Source organism: Photobacterium sp. Ph5, from assembly GCF_022129445.1.
Lineage (GTDB): Bacteria > Pseudomonadota > Gammaproteobacteria > Enterobacterales > Vibrionaceae > Photobacterium.
The window spans coordinates 39,935-61,516 of record NZ_JADQAQ010000027.1 but is presented as its reverse complement, the minus strand read 5'-3'; the positions used below and the strand labels follow the sequence as shown (position 1 = coordinate 61,516).

Annotated in this window: 22 protein-coding genes; 12 read left to right on the top strand and 10 right to left on the bottom strand. The window is 44.5% G+C overall.

Translation table 11 applies throughout. The features are described from left to right. Positions 1-32: 32 nt before the first annotated feature. A complete protein-coding gene (gene coaD, locus I3259_RS12040) occupies positions 33-515 on the top strand; it encodes a pantetheine-phosphate adenylyltransferase (RefSeq protein ID WP_238029849.1) in 483 nt (160 codons plus the stop codon). 34 nt (positions 516-549) lie between these two features. Here coaD and I3259_RS12035 read toward each other — a convergent pair whose 3' ends face one another. The 6 genes from I3259_RS12035 to radC form a co-directional block, all read right to left on the bottom strand. Beyond that, on the bottom strand, positions 550-1,554 hold the full coding sequence (locus tag I3259_RS12035) for an NAD-dependent epimerase (RefSeq protein WP_238029848.1): 1,005 nt from the start codon (positions 1,552-1,554) through the stop codon (positions 550-552). Positions 1,555-1,696: 142 nt separating this feature from the next. Beyond that, positions 1,697-2,506, bottom strand: a complete 810-nt coding sequence (gene mutM, locus I3259_RS12030) for a bifunctional DNA-formamidopyrimidine glycosylase/DNA-(apurinic or apyrimidinic site) lyase (RefSeq protein ID WP_238029847.1) — start codon at positions 2,504-2,506, stop codon at positions 1,697-1,699. Between the two features lie 18 nt (positions 2,507-2,524). Next, complete coding sequence (locus I3259_RS12025) at positions 2,525-3,040, bottom strand: hypothetical protein (RefSeq protein ID WP_238029846.1); 516 nt, start codon at positions 3,038-3,040, stop codon at positions 2,525-2,527. 171 nt (positions 3,041-3,211) lie between these two features. After that, positions 3,212-3,379 (bottom strand): 50S ribosomal protein L33, encoded by a 168-nt coding sequence (gene rpmG / locus I3259_RS12020; RefSeq protein ID WP_005371942.1) that lies wholly within the window; start codon positions 3,377-3,379, stop codon positions 3,212-3,214. Positions 3,380-3,392: 13 nt separating this feature from the next. Next, positions 3,393-3,629 (bottom strand): 50S ribosomal protein L28, encoded by a 237-nt coding sequence (gene rpmB, locus I3259_RS12015; protein WP_005371944.1) that lies wholly within the window; start codon positions 3,627-3,629, stop codon positions 3,393-3,395. 172 nt (positions 3,630-3,801) lie between these two features. After that, entirely contained in the window at positions 3,802-4,476 is a 675-nt protein-coding gene (gene radC, locus I3259_RS12010; protein ID WP_238029845.1) for a DNA repair protein RadC, read from the bottom strand. Between the two features lie 233 nt (positions 4,477-4,709). Here radC and coaBC point away from each other — a divergent pair, with 233 nt between their 5' ends. The 3 genes from coaBC to slmA all read left to right on the top strand — a co-directional run bounded on the left by coaBC (position 4,710) and on the right by slmA (position 7,213). After that, on the top strand, positions 4,710-5,924 hold the full coding sequence (gene coaBC / locus I3259_RS12005) for a bifunctional phosphopantothenoylcysteine decarboxylase/phosphopantothenate--cysteine ligase CoaBC (RefSeq protein ID WP_238029844.1): 1,215 nt from the start codon (positions 4,710-4,712) through the stop codon (positions 5,922-5,924). Positions 5,925-5,932: 8 nt separating this feature from the next. Then, positions 5,933-6,388: a dUTP diphosphatase gene (dut, locus tag I3259_RS12000; RefSeq protein ID WP_238029843.1), complete on the top strand. Its 456-nt coding sequence runs from the start codon at positions 5,933-5,935 to the stop codon at positions 6,386-6,388. Positions 6,389-6,622: 234 nt separating this feature from the next. Further along, positions 6,623-7,213, top strand: a complete 591-nt coding sequence (gene slmA, locus I3259_RS11995) for a nucleoid occlusion factor SlmA (protein ID WP_005371955.1) — start codon at positions 6,623-6,625, stop codon at positions 7,211-7,213. A gap of 76 nt (positions 7,214-7,289) precedes the next feature. Here slmA and pyrE read toward each other — a convergent pair whose 3' ends face one another. After that, entirely contained in the window at positions 7,290-7,931 is a 642-nt protein-coding gene (pyrE, locus tag I3259_RS11990; protein WP_238029842.1) for an orotate phosphoribosyltransferase, read from the bottom strand. Between the two features lie 145 nt (positions 7,932-8,076). After that, positions 8,077-8,793, bottom strand: coding sequence for a ribonuclease PH (gene rph, locus I3259_RS11985; RefSeq protein WP_238029841.1), 717 nt, complete (start codon positions 8,791-8,793; stop codon positions 8,077-8,079). A 228-nt stretch (positions 8,794-9,021) separates the two neighbouring features. On the opposite strand from rph, the gene I3259_RS11980 reads away from it, so the two are divergent. The 6 genes from I3259_RS11980 (at position 9,022) to recG (ending at position 16,086) form a co-directional block, all read left to right on the top strand. Further along, positions 9,022-9,885 (top strand): YicC/YloC family endoribonuclease, encoded by an 864-nt coding sequence (locus I3259_RS11980; RefSeq protein WP_005371958.1) that lies wholly within the window; start codon positions 9,022-9,024, stop codon positions 9,883-9,885. Positions 9,886-10,086: 201 nt separating this feature from the next. After that, entirely contained in the window at positions 10,087-10,713 is a 627-nt protein-coding gene (gmk, locus tag I3259_RS11975) for a guanylate kinase (RefSeq protein ID WP_005371959.1), read from the top strand. A 51-nt stretch (positions 10,714-10,764) separates the two neighbouring features. Then, positions 10,765-11,040, top strand: a complete 276-nt coding sequence (gene rpoZ, locus I3259_RS11970; RefSeq protein ID WP_005371960.1) for a DNA-directed RNA polymerase subunit omega — start codon at positions 10,765-10,767, stop codon at positions 11,038-11,040. A gap of 17 nt (positions 11,041-11,057) precedes the next feature. After that, positions 11,058-13,160 carry a bifunctional GTP diphosphokinase/guanosine-3',5'-bis pyrophosphate 3'-pyrophosphohydrolase gene (gene spoT, locus I3259_RS11965; protein WP_238029840.1) on the top strand — a complete coding sequence of 701 codons (2,103 nt, stop codon included), beginning with the start codon at positions 11,058-11,060 and terminating at the stop codon, positions 13,158-13,160. Between the two features lie 119 nt (positions 13,161-13,279). Next, complete coding sequence (trmH, locus tag I3259_RS11960) at positions 13,280-14,005, top strand: tRNA (guanosine(18)-2'-O)-methyltransferase TrmH (protein WP_238029839.1); 726 nt, start codon at positions 13,280-13,282, stop codon at positions 14,003-14,005. Next, complete coding sequence (gene recG, locus I3259_RS11955) at positions 14,005-16,086, top strand: ATP-dependent DNA helicase RecG (RefSeq protein ID WP_238029838.1); 2,082 nt, start codon at positions 14,005-14,007, stop codon at positions 16,084-16,086. Before trmH ends, recG begins: the two co-directional genes overlap by 1 nt. 71 nt (positions 16,087-16,157) lie before the next feature. Here the strand turns inward: recG and envZ are convergent, their stop codons facing one another. Both envZ and ompR read right to left on the bottom strand, forming a co-directional pair. After that, positions 16,158-17,489, bottom strand: coding sequence for a two-component system sensor histidine kinase EnvZ (gene envZ, locus I3259_RS11950; protein ID WP_238029837.1), 1,332 nt, complete (start codon positions 17,487-17,489; stop codon positions 16,158-16,160). 3 nt (positions 17,490-17,492) lie between these two features. Further along, entirely contained in the window at positions 17,493-18,212 is a 720-nt protein-coding gene (gene ompR / locus I3259_RS11945; protein WP_005371969.1) for a two-component system response regulator OmpR, read from the bottom strand. 364 nt (positions 18,213-18,576) lie between these two features. Between ompR and greB the strand changes: the two genes are divergently transcribed. Together greB and I3259_RS11935 are read left to right on the top strand one after the other, a co-directional pair. Then, positions 18,577-19,059 (top strand): transcription elongation factor GreB, encoded by a 483-nt coding sequence (gene greB / locus I3259_RS11940; RefSeq protein WP_238029836.1) that lies wholly within the window; start codon positions 18,577-18,579, stop codon positions 19,057-19,059. Between the two features lie 163 nt (positions 19,060-19,222). After that, the gene (locus I3259_RS11935; RefSeq protein WP_238029835.1) at positions 19,223-21,547 is read left to right on the top strand and encodes a Tex family protein; all 2,325 of its coding nucleotides are present in this window, start codon (positions 19,223-19,225) and stop codon (positions 21,545-21,547) included. Positions 21,548-21,582 lie beyond the last annotated feature (35 nt).

The window sequence follows — 21,582 nt, the reverse complement described above, 5'->3', positions numbered from 1 at the left end:
TAAATTTATTTAGACATTATTTGGAAAATCACATGACCACACGCGTAATTTATCCTGGCACTTTCGATCCTATCACTAACGGTCATTTAGACTTAATTGAGCGTGCGGCGGCAATGTTTGATCATGTGATTGTTGGCGTGGCTTTTAACCCAAGTAAAAAACCGCTGTTTGATCTTAATGAACGCGTAGAGCTAGCAGGAAAAATTACCAAACACTTGGATAATGTAGAGATTGTTGGTTTTTCAGGGCTATTGGTTAATTTCGCTAAAGAGCACAATGCCAATATTCTTGTTAGAGGTCTGCGCGCGGTATCCGATTTCGAGTACGAATTTCAGCTCGCCAATATGAACCGTCGCTTGATGCCAGAGCTAGAAACAGTTTTCTTAACTCCAGCGGAAGAAAACTCGTTCATCTCATCGACAATTGTTAAAGAAGTCGCATTACACAAAGGTGATGTAAGTCAGTTTGTTGATCCACTAATTACTGAAGCATTATTAGAAAAGTTTGTAAAATAGACATTAAAAAGGCCTAATTTTAGGCCTTTTAAAATTACTTTTGATAAAACTCGCGATACCAATCAACAAAGGCTTTTACACCTTCTTTAACTTTCACTTCAGGCTTATAACCTGTCGCTTTAAATAAATCTTCTGTATCTGCGTACGTCATGTAAACATCGCCCGGTTGCATGTCCATGAAGTTTTTCTTCGCCTCAATACCTAACGCTTCTTCTAGTGCTTCAATGTAATCCATCAGCTTTACAGGACTCCCGTGACCGATGTTATACACTCGGTATGGGGCTGAACTGGTTGCTGGTGAGCCAGTTTCTACTGTCCAATCAGCATTTGGCTGTGGGATCACATCTTGAATACGCATCACACCTTCAACGATATCATCGATATAAGTGAAATCACGACGCATATCGCCATGGTTATACACATCGATCTCTTTACCTTCCATGATCGCATTGGTGAATTTAAACAATGCCATATCTGGACGGCCCCATGGCCCATAAACCGTAAAGAAACGTAGGCCGGTCGTCGGAACACCATAAAGGTGCGAATAGGTATGTGCCATCAGCTCATTAGATTTTTTTGTTGCGGCATAAAGTGAAATAGGATGATCAACGCTATCTGCTGTATTAAATGGTGTCTTATGATTTAAGCCATACACTGAGCTTGAAGACGCATAAACCAGATGTTCCACCTTATTGTGGCGACAACCTTCTAAAATCGTGAGATGTCCAACTAAGTTACTATCAGCATAGGCTAATGGGTTATCAATCGAGTAACGCACACCCGCTTGTGCCGCTAGATGGATAACACGGTTAAATTGCTGCTCGGCAAATAAGTTAGCAATACCGTCACGATCCGCTAAATCTAATTCAATAAAAGTAAAACTTGGATGAGCAATACGAGCTAAACGCGCTTGTTTGAGTGATACATCGTAGTAATCATTAAGATTATCGATACCAATGACTTGATGGCCTTGAGCACATAAACGTTCGGTGATTGCGCTACCAATAAAACCAGCAACACCAGTGATGAGATATTTCATTTTTCTATCCTCAATAACGCTTCATTATGCGCTACTCAACCTAAATACTGTGGGCATAATACCATTTTAGATCAATCAACAAAGGTTAATCCCAAGCCAACTGACTCAATAATTATGATACCTAGGTTAATTATTATCGAACCTACTTCTGGCAAGCACTGCAGAACACTGTTGCGCGTTGACCGATTTTAGCTTCACTTAAAGCCTTACCGCATTTAGGACAAGGTTTACCTGCCTTGCCATATACCTGCAACTCTTGCGCAAAATAGCCTGGTTTACCGTCTGCATTTTTAAAATCTTTTAATGTTGTACCGCCCTGTTTAATGGCGAATGCTAGAACAGATTTGATCTGTGCCACCAGCTTCGTCATCCGTGCGAGTGAGATTTTACCCGCTGCACGTTTAGGGTGAATACCTGCCGCGAACAAAGATTCATTAGCATAAATATTACCCACGCCAACAACCACATGATTATCCATAATAAATTGTTTTATCGCTGTCCGTTTTCCCTGTGCTTTTTCATGTAGATATTCTACGTTAAAATCGTCGCTCAGAGGCTCTGGGCCCATTTTATCAAGCACAGGGTGTGTTACCCCTTTCTCTTCCCATAACCACGCGCCAAAGCGTCTAGGATCGTTATAACGCAGCACTTCACCACTTGTGAGCACCAAATCAACGTGATCGTGTTTTTCGACAGGAGTACCTACGGGTAAAACGCGTAAACTGCCAGACATCCCTAAATGCACAATCGCATAGCCAACATCGGTTTCTAACAGCAAGTATTTAGCGCGACGTGTCACCCCACGAATCACTTGCCCTTCTATCGCTTTAATCGCTTCAGGAATAGGCCACCGCAGTCGAGGGTTACGGATAATGATTTGTTTCACCGTTTGATCGATGACATGAGGAGATATCCCCATCCGGCTCACTTCTACTTCTGGTAATTCAGGCATGACTCAATCTCGTTTTTATTAGTTATTTGATAAAGACGTCGGAAACAGATAATCCGCAGCAACAGACACAGCAACCCATTGTTGACCATTATTGAACAACCAAAATTTAGGCAAGGCATAAACCGTTAATCGAATAGGTTCTACTTGTTGCTCCCCCCAAACTTCTATCGTTTGTGGAGGTGGTAGCTGTAAGCTCAACTTTGATATTGTTGCTTCATCCACCACTGTGCCTTGTAGATGTTGCCAACGTTGTACTAACTCACTGGCTGAAATCGATAAGTTAGGCGAGCTTTGCCACTGTCCGTTACTTTGCTTAAGCGTAAAATGTGGAAAAACAACCTGCTGAATCAAAAGATCTGGCGAGAGGACAAAAACAGTATTGGGAATATTATTTACTTGCTCGGTAACAGTTTGTGTCACCGCTTCTTTAGGTGCAAATCGTTCGCGAAGTAAATCTGGCAATTTAATTATCGCGATAAAACACAGCACACCAATAATGATGATGTTATTCCAGCCGCGTCGAGTTAAGCGCATTCATCCATTCCTGTCTTATCTTAATGAGAATAAAGATAACACTGGTGAGCTCATTGCACCATTGGCTGATAAATAAGTAACAAAAAAGAAATCAGTGAGGTTAAATTGAAAAGTAATAGATATAAAAAAACCCAGCTAGGCTGGGTTTTTATCAAAGATTGATAAAACCAATTACTTGATTTTAGCTTCTTTGTAAAGCACGTGCTGGCGAACTACTGGATCAAATTTCTTGATCTCAAATTTGCCTGGCATGTTGCGCTTGTTCTTGTCGGTAGTGTAGAAGTGGCCTGTACCAGCAGATGATACTAGACGGATCTTCTCACGAATGCCTTTAGCCATTCTTCAAATCCTCTTAAACGTTCTCGCCGCGAGCACGCATTTCACCAAGAACGACATCAATGCCTTTCTTATCGATGATACGCATGCCTTTCGCAGAAAGGCGTAGTTTAACGAAGCGTTTTTCGCTTTCTACCCAGAAACGATGAGTTTGCAGGTTCGGCAGAAAACGACGCTTGGTGGCATTACGTGCGTGTGAACGGTTGTTACCCGTTACAGGACGCTTACCAGTTACTTGGCATACTCGGGACATTACTGTCTTCTCCAAATCGTTTCAGCTCGATATCTACTGTAGAAATTCACTGTAAAAATAATTTTCACAGATAACCACAGCTATCAAAGGTCGCGCATTATACTAAGTCAAAACCAGTTGCTCAAGTCCCGAGCAGATCCTTTCTCACTTTTTTATCGAAAAATCGGCTATTTTATAGCCAACCACGCTCGGTGAAAGAAATAATCTCCCCATCACCAACAACAAAATGATCCAGAACACGAATATCGACCAAAGCCAGCGAATCGCTGATTTTGCGCGTTATTCGACGGTCAGCCTGACTAGGTTCAGCGACGCCTGATGGGTGATTATGCGCTAAAATGAGCGCTGCTGCATTAAGTTCTAGTGATCTTTTTACAACTTCACGTGGATAAACGCTCGCACAATCGATCGTTCCTTCAAATAAAACCTCTCCTGTGATCACTCGGTGCTGGTTATCTAAAAACAGGATATAAAAGGCTTCACGCTGTTTATCACGTAATTTTCGCGCTAAATATCGACGGGTATTTTGCGGGCTTGTGAGGACATCATCTTTTTTTAAAATTTCTTCTAAATACCGTTCATTCAGCGCTAAAACTGCCTGCAATTGTGCAAATTTTGCCGGTCCCAAACCTTTAACCTGACAAAATATCTGTTTTTCAGCGCCAAGCAGTGCTCGAAGAGATCCAAATTCATCCAGTAAATGGGTCGCCAATTCCAGCGCATTCATTCCTTGAGTGCCGGTGCGTAAAAAAATGGCTAATAATTCAGCATCGGTTAATGCATCAGAGCCATGAGATAATAATTTTTCTCGCGGTCGTGATGCGGCTGGTAATTGCTTTAATGACATAACCCCTCCCATTGATATGCCACTAGCAAAACAGTCGACGCTATTATCACAACCTAACAAGACGCTTTTTTAGAAAACAGTCACAGCGAAAAAGTAATCAATAAAATCTTCAGTACTCAAAATGCGAGACACACAACTTCCCATTCAATTCAGAGTTGATCCGAATCGATGATCAGAAATTACTTTGGTGGTATCTTGTTGCCAATTTTATAGCCCAAGACACAGGCAGACTAATGCAAACACTGGCAGGAAAAAAAATTCTTCTCGGCATTAGCGGCGGTATCGCTGCTTACAAATGTGCAGAGCTCACCCGACGACTTATTGAACGAGGGGCACAAGTGCGCATTGTCATGACCACAGCTGCAAAAGAGTTTATAACCCCACTCACCATGCAAGCCGTGTCAGGCCACCCCATTTCAGATAGCCTGCTAGATCCTTCCGCAGAAGCCTCTATGGGCCATATTGAGTTAGCAAAATGGGCAGATTTAGTCCTTTTAGCGCCTGCGACAGCGGATCTGATTGCACGAATGAGTGCGGGGATGGGCAATGACTTACTGACAACGCTGTGTCTCGCAACGGATGCACCAATCGCTGTTAGCCCTGCGATGAATCAACAAATGTACCGCAATATCGCAACACAAGAGAATATTGCCACCTTACAACGTCGCGGCTGCCATATTTGGGGACCAGCAAGTGGTGAGCAAGCCTGTGGCGATGTAGGCCCAGGTCGTATGCTAGAACCGATGCAACTGGTACATTGCTGCGAAGACTTTTTTCAACCACAAGACCTTAGTGGTCTAAACATTGTGGTAACGGCAGGCCCTACGCGAGAAGCGATTGATCCAGTACGTTATCTAAGTAACTACAGCTCAGGAAAAATGGGCTATGCCATTGCTCAAGCAGCAGCAAAGCGTGGCGCAAACGTCACCCTAATCAGCGGCCCAGTAAATTTAACCACGCCCGATGGGGTGACGCGTATTAATGTCAGTAGTGCCCAAGAGATGCATCAAGCGGCACTTGAACATGCCGTTAATCACCACATTTTTATTGCTTGTGCCGCCGTTGCAGATTTCCGTCCAGCTCATCTCGCAACTCAAAAGATGAAAAAACAAGACGGCAATGATGACATGGTGATCCAGTTAGTGAAAAATCCAGATATTGTTGCCAGCGTAGCGGCCTTAACAGAAAACCGCCCATTTACGGTTGGGTTTGCTGCGGAAACACAAGATGTTGAGCAATATGCACGTGGTAAGCTGACAAAGAAAAACCTTGATATGATTTGTGCTAACGATGTCTCGGTACAAGACCAAGGCTTTAATAGTGATAACAACGCGCTACACCTTTACTGGTCTAACGGTGATAAAGCACTACCTCTTGCAGCCAAATCAGAGCTTGGTCTGCAATTGATCAATGAAATTATTAATCTTTACCAACAAGCGAAACAATAGAGCGAAATATGAATAGTATTGATCTGAAAATTCTTGACCCACGCGTCGGCAATGAATTCCCACTACCAGCGTATGCAACCGAAGGTTCTGCAGGTTTAGATTTACGCGCTTGTTTAGATGAAGTATTAACCGTTGCACCGGGTGAGACCCATCTTGTACCCACAGGTCTTGCGATCCATATTGGCGATTCAAATCTTGCGGCAACCATCCTGCCTCGCTCAGGCCTTGGTCATAAACACGGCATTGTTTTAGGAAACCTTGTTGGCCTTATTGACTCTGATTACCAAGGTCAATTAATGGTGTCGGTGTGGAACCGAGGTGAAACCACATTTACTATTGAACCGGGTGATCGTATTGCTCAGCTGGTTTTCTTACCTGTGGTACAAGCGCAGTTTAATATTGTTGATGATTTCGATAGCACAGATCGTGGTGAAGGTGGATTTGGTCATTCAGGCCGTAGCTAGTCGATATTGATGTTAAAAAAGCGTGATCTAATTAGCCTTGTATTATCAATTTTGATGATAAAATAAAGGCAACATATTAAAGCAAAGCGCAACCTCTTCAGCTTGCGCTTTTTTTTGCGAATAAAAATACGTACATTTCGATTGCGCTACTTTTCACAACGCCAAGGCATCGCTAAGATAGGCGGGTTTCATACTGTCCATGGACAGTCTCATTTTGTAAAGGAACGATAATTCATGGCAGGCACCAAAAAGAACAATCGCCGCGAGGAAATACTTCAGTGCTTAGCGCATATGCTGGAGTCTAACCAAGGCAGTCAACGTATCACGACCAAAATGCTAGCCGCGAATGTTGGAGTTTCAGAAGCTGCACTCTACCGCCACTTCCCAAGCAAAGCGCGTATGTTTGAAGGGTTAATTGAATTTATTGAAGATTCAATTACCACTCGTATTAACCGCATTTTAGATGACGAAAAAGATACACTGAACCGCTTACGTATGGTGATGCAGTTCATCCTCATGTTTGCTGAGCGTAACCCTGGTTTAACTCGTATCATGACCGGCCATGCTCTGATGTTTGAACAAGATCGTCTTCAATCTCGTATTAATCAACTGTTCGAACGTGTTGAATCGCAACTTCGCCAGATCTTAAAAGAGCGTAAAATTCGTGAGGGTAAAGGCTTTCCTGTTGATGAGTCAGTTTTAGCAGCACAACTTCTAGGTCAAGTAGAAGGCAGTTTAAACCGCTATGTTCGCTCTAACTTCAAATACAAGCCAACGGCAAACTTTGATGAGTACTGGGAGCTATTAAGTGCGCAATTAGGATAAGGCTTAATTGACGGACACAAAAAAGCGAGAGCCTCTGCCCTCGCTTTTTTATTATCTATTTTTTCTTAAGCGGTACTTATACACCATACTCGGCACGGTACGCTTTTACCGCTTCAAGATGTTGTTCCATGCCATCTTGCTCAGAAAGGTACGTCACTACATCACCTAGCGATACAATTGAAATGACAGCACAACCAAAGTCACGTTCAACTTCTTGAATCGCAGATAATTCGCCTTGACCTTTTTCTTGGCGATCAATCGCCACTAATACGCCAGCTAAATCTGCGCCATTCGCTTTAATGATTTCCATTGACTCACGAATCGCCGTGCCTGCCGTGATCACGTCATCAACTAACATGATACGACCGTCTAGTGCACTACCGACTAAGTTGCCGCCTTCACCGTGATTTTTTGCTTCTTTACGGTTAAAGCAATATGGCGTATCGACATCATGGTGATCTGCAAGCGCAACCGCCGTTGTTGTTGCAATCGGGATCCCTTTGTATGCTGGGCCAAACAACACATCAAATTCAATCTTGGCATCAACCAAAGCTTCAGCATAAAAACGACCAAGACGTGCTAAGTCACGACCGGTATTAAATAAGCCAGCATTAAAGAAGTACGGACTCTTACGACCTGACTTCAATGTGAACTCACCAAATTTTAATACACCTTTCTCTAGGGCAAATTCAATAAACTGACGCTGATATGCTTTCATTGTGTCTCCTTAAACTACTTCTCTGTGTTTTAACAATGTACCCGTTACCTAACAGTCATCAGGTAACAACTAAAACCACCAAGTACTCCACTTGATATTCAGTTTTAGCTAAAAAAAAGCGGCTCCCAATAGGAACCGCTTAATATCAATTTTCTAACGCTTGCTTCTGCATCGAAATAATATCGGTTATACCGTCTTTCGCCAGAGCCAGCATTGCCAGTAATTCTTCATGGCTAAAGGCTTCACCCTCAGCAGTACCTTGGATTTCAATCATCTTGCCTTCTTCTGTCATCACCACATTCATGTCGGTTTCAGCAGCAGAATCTTCAAGATATTCCAGATCGCAAATAGGTTCGCCTTTATAGATACCCACAGATACCGCAGCTACCATACCTTTCAATGGGCTTTTCTTAATCATGCCTTTTTCTAGCATGTAATTAATTGCATCAACCAGTGCCACCATCGCACCGGTAATAGATGCGGTACGTGTACCACCATCAGCCTGAATAACATCACAGTCAACGGTGATCATCTGCTCGCCCAATACTTTTAAATCAACCGCAGCACGCAAGCTACGTGCAATAAGACGTTGGATTTCCATCGTACGTCCACCTTGCTTGCCACTCGCAGCTTCACGACGATTACGAGTATGCGTAGCACGAGGTAACATGCCGTATTCAGCCGTCACCCAACCTTGGCCTTTGCCTTTTAACCAGCGCGGAACATTTTCTTCTACACTCGCGGTACAAATAACCTTGGTATTACCAAACTCAACCAGTACTGAACCTTCAGCGTGAGCTGTATATTGACGAGTAATAGTGATTGGACGAACTTGAGTCGCACTTCTTCCGCTTGGACGCATCGGGATTTCCCTTTGGCTGGATGATATTAACCGGCGATTATAGCGATAACTCAATCTCAGTGCACGAGAAAACGATAACGTTAGCTGACAAACAGTAGCCCCTTGAGGCCAATATCGCATATAATCTCAGCACCCGGTAACGACGCACCCTGTTATGAATAATTAAGACTTATCGTGGGTAACGGTAAGTTAGTCGTCGCACCATTCTCAACTAAAAGGCCACAAGCCATGATCCATAGTATGACTGCTTATGCCCGTCGCGAAATTAAAGGCGATTGGGGTACTGCTGTGTGGGAGATCCGCTCAGTAAATCAACGCTATCTTGAAACCTACATTCGTATGCCTGAGCAATTTCGTAGCTTAGAGCCTGTACTACGTGAGCGTTTCCGTAAACGTCTTGCTCGCGGTAAAGTGGAATGTAATCTACGTTTTGAAGCCAATATTGCCGCAAACACAGAGCTAACTATCAATGAAGCGTTAGCAAAGCAAGTTATTACTGCTGCTAAATGGGTAAAAGAAACCGCGGGTGAAGGTAATATCGGTCCATTCCAAGTCCTTAATTGGCCGGGTGTGATGGAAGCGCCAGAGCAAGATTTAGATGCGATTAACAAAGATCTACTGACGGGTTTTGAACTCGCTATGGATGACTTCATTGCTGCACGTGCAAGCGAAGGCGATAACATGAAACAGCTTATCGACCAACGTCTGGATGCTATTTCGGTTGAAGCGACCAAGGTTCGCACGATGATGCCAGAAATCATCAACTGGCAGCGTGAGCGCATTATGTCTCGCCTTGAAGAAGCAAAAGTTGATCTTGATGCTAACCGCATTGAACAAGAGCTGATCATGCTCGCGCAAAAGAGCGATGTCGCAGAAGAGCTTGATCGTCTAGATTCTCACGTTAAAGAAACCCAAAAAATCATTGCTAAAGGTGGCGCATGTGGCCGTCGTTTAGACTTCATGATGCAAGAGTTCAACCGTGAATCTAACACCCTCGCATCAAAATCAATCAATACTGAAGTCACAGCTTCTGCAGTTGAACTTAAGGTCTTGATTGAACAAATGCGCGAACAAATCCAGAATATCGAATAACCCGATAATCGCTCAATCAAGGAAGCCATGGCTTCCTTGATTGTCGTTGATTAGCTTCTGCAATTATGAAAAACGCATTAAAGCCAACTAGGCTTAAGCTATATCACACAAAAAGATGAATTTTCCAGCAACTAGCTAATTTCAATTATGCGCAGATCATGATAATCTTCGCGCCCTTCTATCACTGAGTGAAAATAGGCAATGAGCAAAGGTACTCTATACATCGTGTCGGCCCCAAGCGGTGCTGGTAAATCAAGTCTGATTAATGCCCTTCTTGAAACAAACCCGACCTATGACATGAAAGTATCCGTGTCCCACACAACTCGTGGCATGCGCCCGGGTGAAGAACACGGTGTTCATTACAATTTCGTTAGCGTAGAAGAATTTACTGACTTGGTAGAACAAGGTGCATTCCTTGAACATGCAGAAGTATTCGGCAACTACTATGGCACTTCACGCCCATGGATCGAAGAGCAATTAAATAAAGGAATTGATGTATTCCTTGATATCGACTGGCAAGGTGCGCGTCAAATTCGCACACAAATGCCTGCGGCTAAGAGCTTATTCATCCTTCCTCCTTCAAAAGAGGAATTAGAGCGTCGTCTAAATACGCGCGGTCAAGATAGCGAAGCTGTTATTGAGCGTCGTATGCAAGAAGCTCGTTCAGAGATCTCACACTACGATGAGTATGATTATGTTATCGTAAATGATGATTTTGATGTTGCTTTAATCGACTTTAAAGCAATTATTCGTGCTGAACGATTGAAGCAAGACAAACAAGCTGCTAAATATAAGAGCATGTTGTCTGCACTACTAGCAGATCAGTAAGTTATTTTGTACAATTTTCTATTCCTAATTTAATAACCACTGGAGTCCTCCATGGCACGCGTAACCGTTCAAGACGCTGTTGATAAAATTGGCAACCGTTTCGATCTGATCCAAATTGCTGCTCGCCGCGCACGTCAAATGCAAACCGGCGGTAAGGATCCATTGGTTCCTGAAGAAAACGACAAGTACACAGTAATTGCACTTCGTGAAATCGAAGAAGGCCTAATTACTAAAGATATCCTTGATGCTCGTGAGCGTCAGGAACTGCAAGAGCAAGAAGCTGCTGAATTAGCAGCAGTTAGTGCTATTGCTGGCGACCACCGTTAATCAGGGAACCGGGCGAATTGTATCTTTTTGATAGCCTGAAAGAAGTCGCAATCGAGTACCTGCCAGAGCCTCAGCTAGAGGCTCTTCGGCAGGCTTTCCTCGTTGCTCGCGACGCACACGAAGGGCAAACTCGCTCCACTGGCGAGCCTTATATTATCCACCCCGTTGCGGTTGCTCGCATCTTGGCGGAAATGCGTCTCGATATTGAAACGCTCATGGCGGCATTGCTTCATGACGTTATCGAAGATACCGAGGTCACCAAGGAAGATCTCGCCAGCCGTTTTGGCGACACTGTTGCTGAACTGGTCGATGGCGTATCGAAACTCGATAAATTAAAGTTTCGCGATCGAAAAGAAGCACAAGCTGAAAACTTCCGCAAAATGATCATGGCAATGGCTCATGATATTCGCGTAATTTTGATTAAGCTGGCTGACCGTACCCACAATATGCGAACACTTGGCGCTCTTCGCCCCGATAAACGTCGTCGTATTGCCCGCGAAACCCTTGAAATATTCTCTCCTCTTGCCCACCGTCTGGGTATCCATAACATCAAATCTGAACTTGAAGAGCTTGGCTTTGAAGCGTTATACCCAAATCGCTACCGTGTATTAAAACAAGTGGTGGCTGCGGCACGTGGTAACCGTAAAGAGATGATCAATAAAATTCACGCTGAAATTGAGGGTCGCCTCAGTGATGCGGGAATTCACGCAACCGTATTAGGTCGCGAGAAAAACTTGTTCTCCATCTATAACAAGATGAAGAACAAAGAGCAGCGTTTCCACTCCATCATGGATATCTATGCTTTCCGTGTACTGGTGAATGATTTAGATACCTGCTACCGCGTATTAGGACAAGTACATAACTTGTACAAGCCGCGTCCTAGCCGCATGAAAGACTACATTGCGATCCCGAAAGCCAATGGCTATCAATCGCTGCATACCTCGCTTGTTGGCCCTCATGGTGTTCCCGTTGAAGTACAAATTCGTACCGAAGATATGGACCAAATGGCAGACAAAGGCGTCGCTGCGCACTGGACCTACAAAGATGGTGAAAGCTCAGGTACCACCGCGCAAGTTAAAGCCCAGCGTTGGATGCAAAGCTTACTTGAACTTCAACAAAGTGCAGGTAGCTCATTTGAATTCATTGAAAATGTAAAATCGGATCTTTTCCCTGACGAGATTTACGTTTTCACCCCGAAAGGCCGTATTGTTGAATTGCCAGTTGGCGCAACTGCGGTGGATTTCGCTTACGCCGTGCATACCGATGTCGGTAATGCATGTGTTGGCTCTCGCGTTGATCGCCAACCTTATCCACTTAGCAAACCACTTAAAAACGGTCAAACGGTTGATATCATCAGTGCTCCTGGCGCTAGACCTAACGCTGCATGGCTAAACTACGTGGTGACATCCCGTGCCCGTACTAAGATCCGCCAAGTGCTGAAAACCATGCGTCGTGATGAGTCGATTACTTTAGGTCGTCGCTTGCTAAACCATGCACTTGATGGCACCAATATTGATAATATCGCTAGCGAAAATGTCACCAAAGTATTGTCTGATCTCAAACTCAGTTCAATGGATGATCTTCTCGCTGAAATTGGCTTAGGTGAAGTGATGAGTGTGGTAATAGCTCGTCGTTTCTTAGGCAATGTCGATGAACTCACGCCAAAAGAAAATGATCGTCGCTTACCGATTCAAGGGGCTGATGGTATTTTATTGACCTTTGCTAACTGCTGTCATCCGATCCATGGCGATCCGATCATCGCACACGTTAGTCCTGGTAAAGGCTTAGTGATCCACCGTGAGGAATGTGCCAATGTCCGTGGTTATCGTAAAGAGCCGGATAAGTACATGGCGGTAGAATGGAGTGAAGACTTCGATCAGGAATTTGTTACCAGCTTGAAAGTTGATATGCAAAACCACCAAGGTGCATTAGCCGATCTCACTAATACTATTGCTGCGACAGGCTCGAATATTCAAGGCTTAGCGACGGAAGAAAAAGATGGTCGTTTATACACCATCACTGTTAAGTTAACCACTCGTAGCCGTATTCATTTAGCCAACATTATGCGTCGAATTCGTATTATGCCAAATGTCGTACGTGTCGCACGCCAGAAAAACTAAGCGTTAAGATACGCTACATTTTTCATCATAAAAACGCCCTTTATTGGGCGTTTTGTGTATTTGGCAATAAAGCCTTATTATCATTAACCTATCTCATTTGTTTTCATTAGGTAACATCCATGACCCCAGATCGTTTTCAACGTATCCACCAAGTATTGGCAACGCGTCAGCCCGATCTGACGGTATGTATGGAAGAAGTCCACAAACCAAATAATGTCTCAGCGATAATCCGCACTGCTGATGCTGTCGGTGTACATAAAGTCCATGCCGTTTGGCCCAAAGAAGGGATGAAAGTCTTAAGCCATACTTCAGCTGGAGCGCGTAACTGGGTTGAATTAGATACCCATGATTCTATGGTTGAAGCCGTGCAAACATTAAAAGATCAAGGCATGCAGGTACTGGCTACCAACCTATCTGATACTGCGATTGATTTTCGTGATGTTGATTACACCAAGCCAACAGCGATTATTTTAGGCGGAGAGAAAAACGGGATCACTGCTGAAGCACTAGCAATGGCAGATCAAGATATCATCATTCCAATGGTCGGCATGGTGCAGTCATTAAACGTGTCAGTCGCAAGCGCGTTGATTTTGTACGAAGCACAACGCCAACGTCAAAATGCGAGTATGTATGAGCGTGAAAAAACCTTACTGCCAGATGATGTCGTTAACCGAATCCTATTTGAACGCGGGCATCCTGTGCTTGCCAAAGTCGCACAACAAAAGGGCTTACCTTACCCACAATTAGATGATGAAGGTCAGATTGTCGCTGATGAAGCATGGTGGGCAGCTATGCAAGCGAAGAAAATGAAAAGACGCCAACCCGTGATGGAGAATAACGAGTAATGAGCGGACAACTCCTCAATACCATTTCGCTAGCTGAACTCTCTGGCGTTGGAGCAAAAATGGCAGAGAAACTAGAAAAGATTGGGCTCCATAATGTCCAAGATTTACTGTTTCACTTACCATTGCGCTATGAGGATCGCACTCGTATTTGGCCTATCAATCGAGCCATGCCGGGGCAACACTTAACAGTTCAAGGTGAAGTCCACCATAGCAGCATTACTTTTGGTAAACGTAAAATGCTGGCAGTAAAAATTGGAGACGGCACTGGCTCTGTCACGCTACGCTTTTTTAATTTCAATGCGGCAATGAAAAATAGCTTTGCTGAAGGAAAACAAGTTAAGGCTTACGGCGAAATCAAAGGCAGTAAATTCGGGCTTGAGATCATTCATCCGGATTACCGTATTTTCTCAGAGCCTACCGAGCTTAGTGTTGAAGAAACCTTAACACCTGTGTATCCAACCACTGATGGCTTACGTCAACTGACCCTGCGTAACCTAACCGACCAAGCGCTCAACTTGCTCGATAAGGCAGCGGTGACAGAACTACTGCCTGAAGGTTTATACGACCGTCAAATGACGCTTGCACAGGCATTACGTGCGATGCATCGTCCAACACCTGATATCTCATTAGATCAATTAGAAGCAGGTAAGCACCCTGCTCAACACCGATTAATTTTAGAAGAATTGTTGGCGCAAAATTTATCGATGCTGGCACTACGTAGTAAGGGTCAACAACATAGTGCTTGGCCACTTGCCGCGAAAGATTCATTAAAGCAGCAACTGCTCGATAGTCTACCGTTCTCTCCAACAGGTGCTCAACAACGTGTTGTCGCTGACATTGAAGCCGATCTTATCAAGCCGCAGCCTATGATGCGTTTAGTTCAAGGTGATGTTGGCTCGGGTAAAACCTTAGTTGCTGCTCTTGCTGCCCTACGCGCTATTGAACATGGCTTTCAAGTCGCCTTAATGGCACCAACGGAATTATTGGCAGAGCAGCATGCCATCAACTTTGCCAACTGGCTTAATCCTATGGGGGTTCAGGTTGGCTGGATGGCAGGTAAGCTGAAAGGTAAAGCACGTGAAACCGAACTTGCCCGTATTGCTAGCGGTGAAGTAAAGATGGTGGTCGGTACTCATGCCCTATTCCAAGACCACGTTAAATTTGAAAATTTAGCGCTAGTCATCATCGATGAACAACATCGATTTGGTGTCCATCAGCGTTTAGAGCTACGAGAGAAAGGCGCCAATGAAGGTCGCTACCCACATCAGTTAGTCATGACGGCAACCCCCATTCCACGTACTCTTGCCATGACAGCTTATGCCGATATGGATACCTCGGTCATTGATGAACTGCCACCCGGCCGAACACCGATCCAAACCGTTGCCTTACCCGATGCCCGCCGCCCTGAAATTATCGAGCGTATTCGATCGGCTTGCGTTAATGAAGGACGCCAAGCCTATTGGGTATGTACCTTGATTGATGAATCTGAAGTATTAGAAGCCCAAGCCGCCTCAGATACTGCCGATGAACTGACAGGCTTACTGCCTGATTTAAAAATTGGTTTGGTACACGGACGAATGAAAGCTGCAGAAAAACAAGCGGTGATGGCAAGCTTTAAAGCAGGTGAGCTGAACGTGTTAGTTGCCACAACCGTGATTGAAGTCGGGGTGGATGTGCCCAATGCCAGTTTAATGGTGATTGAAAACCCGGAACGATTAGGCTTAGCGCAGCTCCACCAGCTACGTGGGCGTGTCGGTCGAGGAAAAGTTGCGAGTCACTGTGTATTGCTTTATCACGCCCCCCTGTCTAAAACCGCACAAAAGCGTTTAGGGGTATTACGTGAAAGCAGTGACGGTTTCGTGATCGCCCAGCGAGATTTAGAAATTCGTGGTCCGGGTGAATTACTGGGTACTAAACAAACCGGTATTGCTGAATTTAAAGTCGCTGATCTGATCCGTGACCAATATATGATCCCACAGGTGCAGAAGCTGGCTCGCTATATTCATGACAGCTACCCCGATAACGCCAAAGCAATCATTGATCGTTGGCTAGGACAACGAGAAAACTACTCAAACGCTTAGTTATTGGTACAGTACAAATACAACAAAGCCCACATTACCGCGCGGTAATGTGGGCTTTTTCATTTGCTGACTTACTTCATTTTATGTAGTGGTAACGTCACTTCAACGCGTAAACCACCTTCGCTGCGGTTACGCACTAAAATAACCCCATCATGCTGATCAACAATACGCTTCACAATCGCAAGCCCTAATCCTGTCCCTTCAGCTTCACTACCACGAGCGGAATCACCTCGAGTAAGAGGTTGGAACATCTTAGTGACCTGATCCGGCGCAATACCCGGTCCATCGTCTTCAACACAGAACCATACAGATTTACGATCAGCAGAAGCCCCACTCGAGATCTTCACCCAACCTTTACCATAACGTTGTGCATTCACAACAAGATTGGCTACCGCACGTTTAAGCGCAACCGCATTAGCAGAAATAGTTCCAGGGATCTCACCGAGTTGCTGATCAATAGTTTTACCGTAACTGCCTTCAGTATGCGCAACATCAACCAACAAAGTGTTCAGGTCGATATCTTCTTCTTCCTGCTTCTTGGTCGATTTTAGATAATCCATAAACTGACTAATGATCGCGTTACACTCTTCAGTATCAGTGATCATCGATTCCGCTAAATAACTATCTTCAGGTGACATCATTTCTGTTGCCAGACGAATTCGGGTTAATGGTGTACGTAAGTCATGGCTAACGCCAGCCATTAACAACGCGCGATCTTCTTCTAGTTGCTTAATACCCTGTGACATCTGATTAAAGGCTTTGGTTACCGAACGAATTTCAGAGGCACCTTGCTCTGGGAGTTGTGGCGGCGTTTCACCACGTCCCACCATAAGTGCAGCCTGTTCCAACTCCATTAATGGACGGTTTTGGATCCGAATGAATAACCAGCCGCCAGCAATCACAAGAAAGGCAATGATCAGGCTATAGCGAAATAGCGGCGCAAAGTCTTCTTCTTGCAGTTCTGATAACGGGACTCGCATTAAGAAATTCGGCATCGCATCAGTTTTTAGCCACAGTACATAACTGTCAGCACCTAGCAATAAACGAACATCGGTTGGCGAACCAAGATCTTTGGTCATCTGCTCACTGAGATAACCAATATGCATAGCATCATGGAAAGGTTTGGCCGCTTCACTATCAGGTGCGACTAGGGTTAGACCTAACTCTTCTAATAGTTTACGACGAAGAGGACGGTCAAGATGTACACATTGATCATCCGGCATCGCCAATTCATCGTTAAGCATCAATTTTACTTCATAAGATAAGATGCGGTTGAATTGCTGAATGCTGGGTAATAAGGCGTAATTAACTATGGTCAGATACGAAAAAATCTGGCTTGCGATAAGCAAGCCAGCTAATAGGATTAACGTTCGACCAAATGTGCTTTTTGGCGATAAACGCATGGCTTACGCCTCGCGACCATCAGGAACGAAGACGTAACCTAAACCCCACACCGTTTGGATATAACGTGGACGGCTTGGATCTTCTTCAACCATACGACGTAAACGTGAGATTTGTACGTCGATAGAACGTTCCATTGCTGAATACTCACGACCTCGCGCCATATTCATCAACTTATCGCGTGACATCGGCTCACGAGCATTAGTAACCAATGCTTTTAATACCGCAAACTCACCAGACGTTAATGGCATCGGAACGTCGCCACGGAACATTTCACGCGTGCCTAAGTTTAAACGGAATTCGCCAAACTCAATCATCTTGCTATCAACACTCGGTGCGCCCGGTGCTTCAATTGTTTGACGGCGTAGTACCGCACGAATACGCGCTAACAGCTCTCGTGGGTTAAACGGTTTAGGCAGATAATCATCAGCGCCCACTTCAAGACCCACAATGCGATCAACCTCATCACCTTTTGCTGTTAGCATCAAAATAGGCAACATGTTATTGGCATTACGTAAGCGACGACAAATTGATAAGCCATCTTCACCTGGTAGCATTAAATCTAACACCATTAGATGAAACGTTTCGCGGGCTAATAGACGATCCATTTGTTCGCCATTTGCCACACTTCGAACCTGAAATCCTTGCTCAGATAAATAACGTTCTAATAGCGCGCGTAAGCGCATGTCATCATCAACAACCAGAATTTTGTAATTTTCTTGCATAATCCACCTTCAGCGGTCGAGGTCTTGAGCTTTTGCCGTAGTGTACGTCAGCTCACTAAACAGACTCAGAATTTCCTGCGTTTTTTTCAGGCAAATATGTAACAGAGTATGTATATTCGTTTTATGCGCCAGATAAGCGCCTGAGTCAATTAAGTAATTATAAAATAGCTAAAATGAAGTGAAAACTAGGGTTGCAGTCTATTTTATCTTGGTGAAAAGACACCTCTTCCCTGTCATATCTCATCTTTATTTCTACATAATTTGAAACTTACCGCGACAATTTATTATTGCGCTTATTGACCCATCAGTCTAAGCGTTAGATCATCGCCCCATTCCTCGTTCACGTCATGTTATAAGGATAGCTATGAGAACCAACCTAGTGACGCGTGAAGGTTACAATAAATTAAAAAAAGAACTTGATTTCCTATGGCGTGAAGATCGCCCTGAAGTGACCAAGAAAGTCACTTGGGCTGCCAGTCTGGGTGATAGATCGGAAAATGCCGACTACCAATACAATAAAAAACGCTTACGTGAAATTGATCGTCGCGTCCGCTTTCTACGTAAGCGCTTAGATGTATTAAAGGTGATTGATTACTCCCCGCAACAAGATGGTAAAGTCTTCTTTGGTGCTTGGGTGGAAATTGAAAATGAGGCGGGAGAAACAAAGACCTTTCGTATCGTTGGCCCTGATGAGATTTATGGCAGAAACGACTATATCTCGATTGATTCCCCTATGGCGCGGGCGCTACTCAGCAAAGAAGTCGATGATGATATTGTCGTTACCACTCCGCTTGGTAAGAAAGAATGGTTTATCAATGAAATCCGCTACGACACTAACATTGACTAATTAAATCATCATTACTGCATACGATAGAAGCCGTTCGTTATGTACGCGGCTTCTTTTCCGATCTTTTTTCTGCTCACTGACACACTCTTAACATCGGTAAACTTGCTACCCTCATCGGGAGACGTAGAATGTAAGCTTAACGATAAACAAGAGATACCTACGGATGAGCAACTCTATTAATCAGCTGATTGCCAGCGAACTGAATGTTCGAAATGAACAAATCAATGCAGCAGTCACACTGCTCGATGATGGTAACACCGTGCCTTTTATTGCCCGTTACCGTAAAGAAGTCACTGGCGGCTTGGATGATACCCAACTTCGTAATTTAGAATCACGTTTAGGCTACTTACGTGAGCTCGATGATCGTCGTCAGGTCATTTTAAAATCGATTACCGAGCAAGGTAAATTGACCCCTGCGCTAGAGGCTGAAATCAAGACAGCAGACAGTAAGACTCGTCTTGAAGATCTTTACTTGCCTTACAAGCCTAAGCGCCGCACTAAAGGTCAAATTGCCATTGAAGCCGGTATAGAGCCTTTAGCCGATCTGCTTTGGAGCCAACCAGACAACACGCCAGAGCAAGCAGCTGAACAATTTTTAAATCCAGAGCAAGGCTTTGCTGATACCAAAGCGGTACTGGATGGCGCTCGCGCAATCTTAATGGAGCGCTTTGCTGAAGATGCGACCTTGCTTGATAAAATCCGTCGCCAGTTAAACGGTCAAGCAGAGCTGACTTCTCGCCTTGTCGATGGCAAAGAGCACGATGGTGCGAAATTTAAAGATTACTTTGAATATAACGAGCCATTAAAAACTATTCCTTCTCACCGCGCACTCGCGCTATTTCGTGGTCGTAATGAAGGCTTCCTACAATTAGCATTGAATGCTGATCCCAACCAAGAGGAAGGCGTTCGAGGCTCTTACTGTGAAGTGATTATTGCCGATCACTACGGCGTAAAACTAGGTACGGCACCTGCTGATGCATGGCGTAAGCAAGTAATAAGTTGGGCATGGCGCATTAAGATTTTAATGCACATGGAAACCGAACTGATGAGTGCACTGCGTGAAAAAGCCGAAGGTGGCGCGATGCAAGTGTTCGCCGACAACCTTAAAGATTTGCTAATGGCAGCGCCTGCCGGTCCTCGCGTCACATTAGCACTTGATCCTGGTTTACGTACAGGGAGTAAGATTGCAGTGGTTGATGAAACGGGTAAGTTACTCGATACTGCCACCATCTACCCGCACCAACCCCACAACAAAATTGCCGAATCAAGCAAAGTCGTTTTAGCCTTGATCAACAAGCATAACGTTAACTTAATTGCGATTGGTAATGGCACTGCTTCACGTGAAACAGATGCGTTTGTTGCCAAGCTACTTAAAGATAATAATCTAAAAGTACAGAGCGTAATGGTAAGTGAAGCTGGCGCATCAGTGTATTCAGCATCAGAGCTTGCCGCTAATGAATTCCCGAACTTAGATGTTTCAATCCGTGGCGCGGTGTCTATTGGTCGTCGTCTGCAAGACCCATTGGCAGAGTTAGTGAAAATTGATCCGAAATCTATCGGTGTCGGTCAATACCAACACGATGTTAGCCAAAGCATGCTAGCGAAACGTCTAGATGCAGTAGTTGAAGACTGTGTAAACGCCGTGGGTGTGGATGTCAATACCGCATCTGCTGCACTACTTACGCGCGTGGCAGGTTTGAACGCTACCATCGCACAAAACATCGTGAACTACCGTGATGAAAATGGTCGCTTTGATGCGCGTACAGCCCTGAAAAAAGTCGGACGTTTAGGGCCAAAAGCATTTGAGCAGTGTGCTGGATTCTTGCGTATCATGAACGGTAAAAACCCACTTGATAGCTCTGCCGTTCACCCAGAGTCTTATGCGGTAGTTAAAGCTATATCGGCTGCTAATAATAAACCGGTTGATGCGATTATTGGTAACACCGATTTCCTACGAAGCTTAAAAGCTGCTGACTACACTGATGCAGACTTCGGCTTACCAACGGTAACCGATATCATTAGCGAGCTGGATAAACCCGGTCGAGATCCTCGTCCTGAGTTTAAAACAGCCACCTTTGCCGAAGGCGTTAATGAAGTCAAAGATCTTATCCCTGGCATGGTATTAGAAGGCGTGATCACTAACGTGACTAACTTCGGTGCTTTTGTTGATGTTGGCGTACACCAAGATGGTTTAGTCCATATCTCCGCCCTGTCTGATAAATTCGTTTCAGATCCGCGTGAAGTGGTAAAAGCTGGTGATATCGTCAAAGTGAAAGTGATGGAAGTGGATTTACAGCGTAAGCGTATTGGTATGTCGATGCGTTTATCTGACGAGCCAGGGCAAGAAAAACCGACTCGTCAACCTCGCGATAATTCAGCACGTCCTGCACGAAGTCAGCCACAAAGCCAACCTCGTCAACGTGATAACGGTAATGCAGCAATGGGTGGTGCGTTTGCAGCAGCCTTTGCTAATGCCAAGAAAAAATAAGCTAACGTCTTATTCATGAACGAAAAAGCCAGACA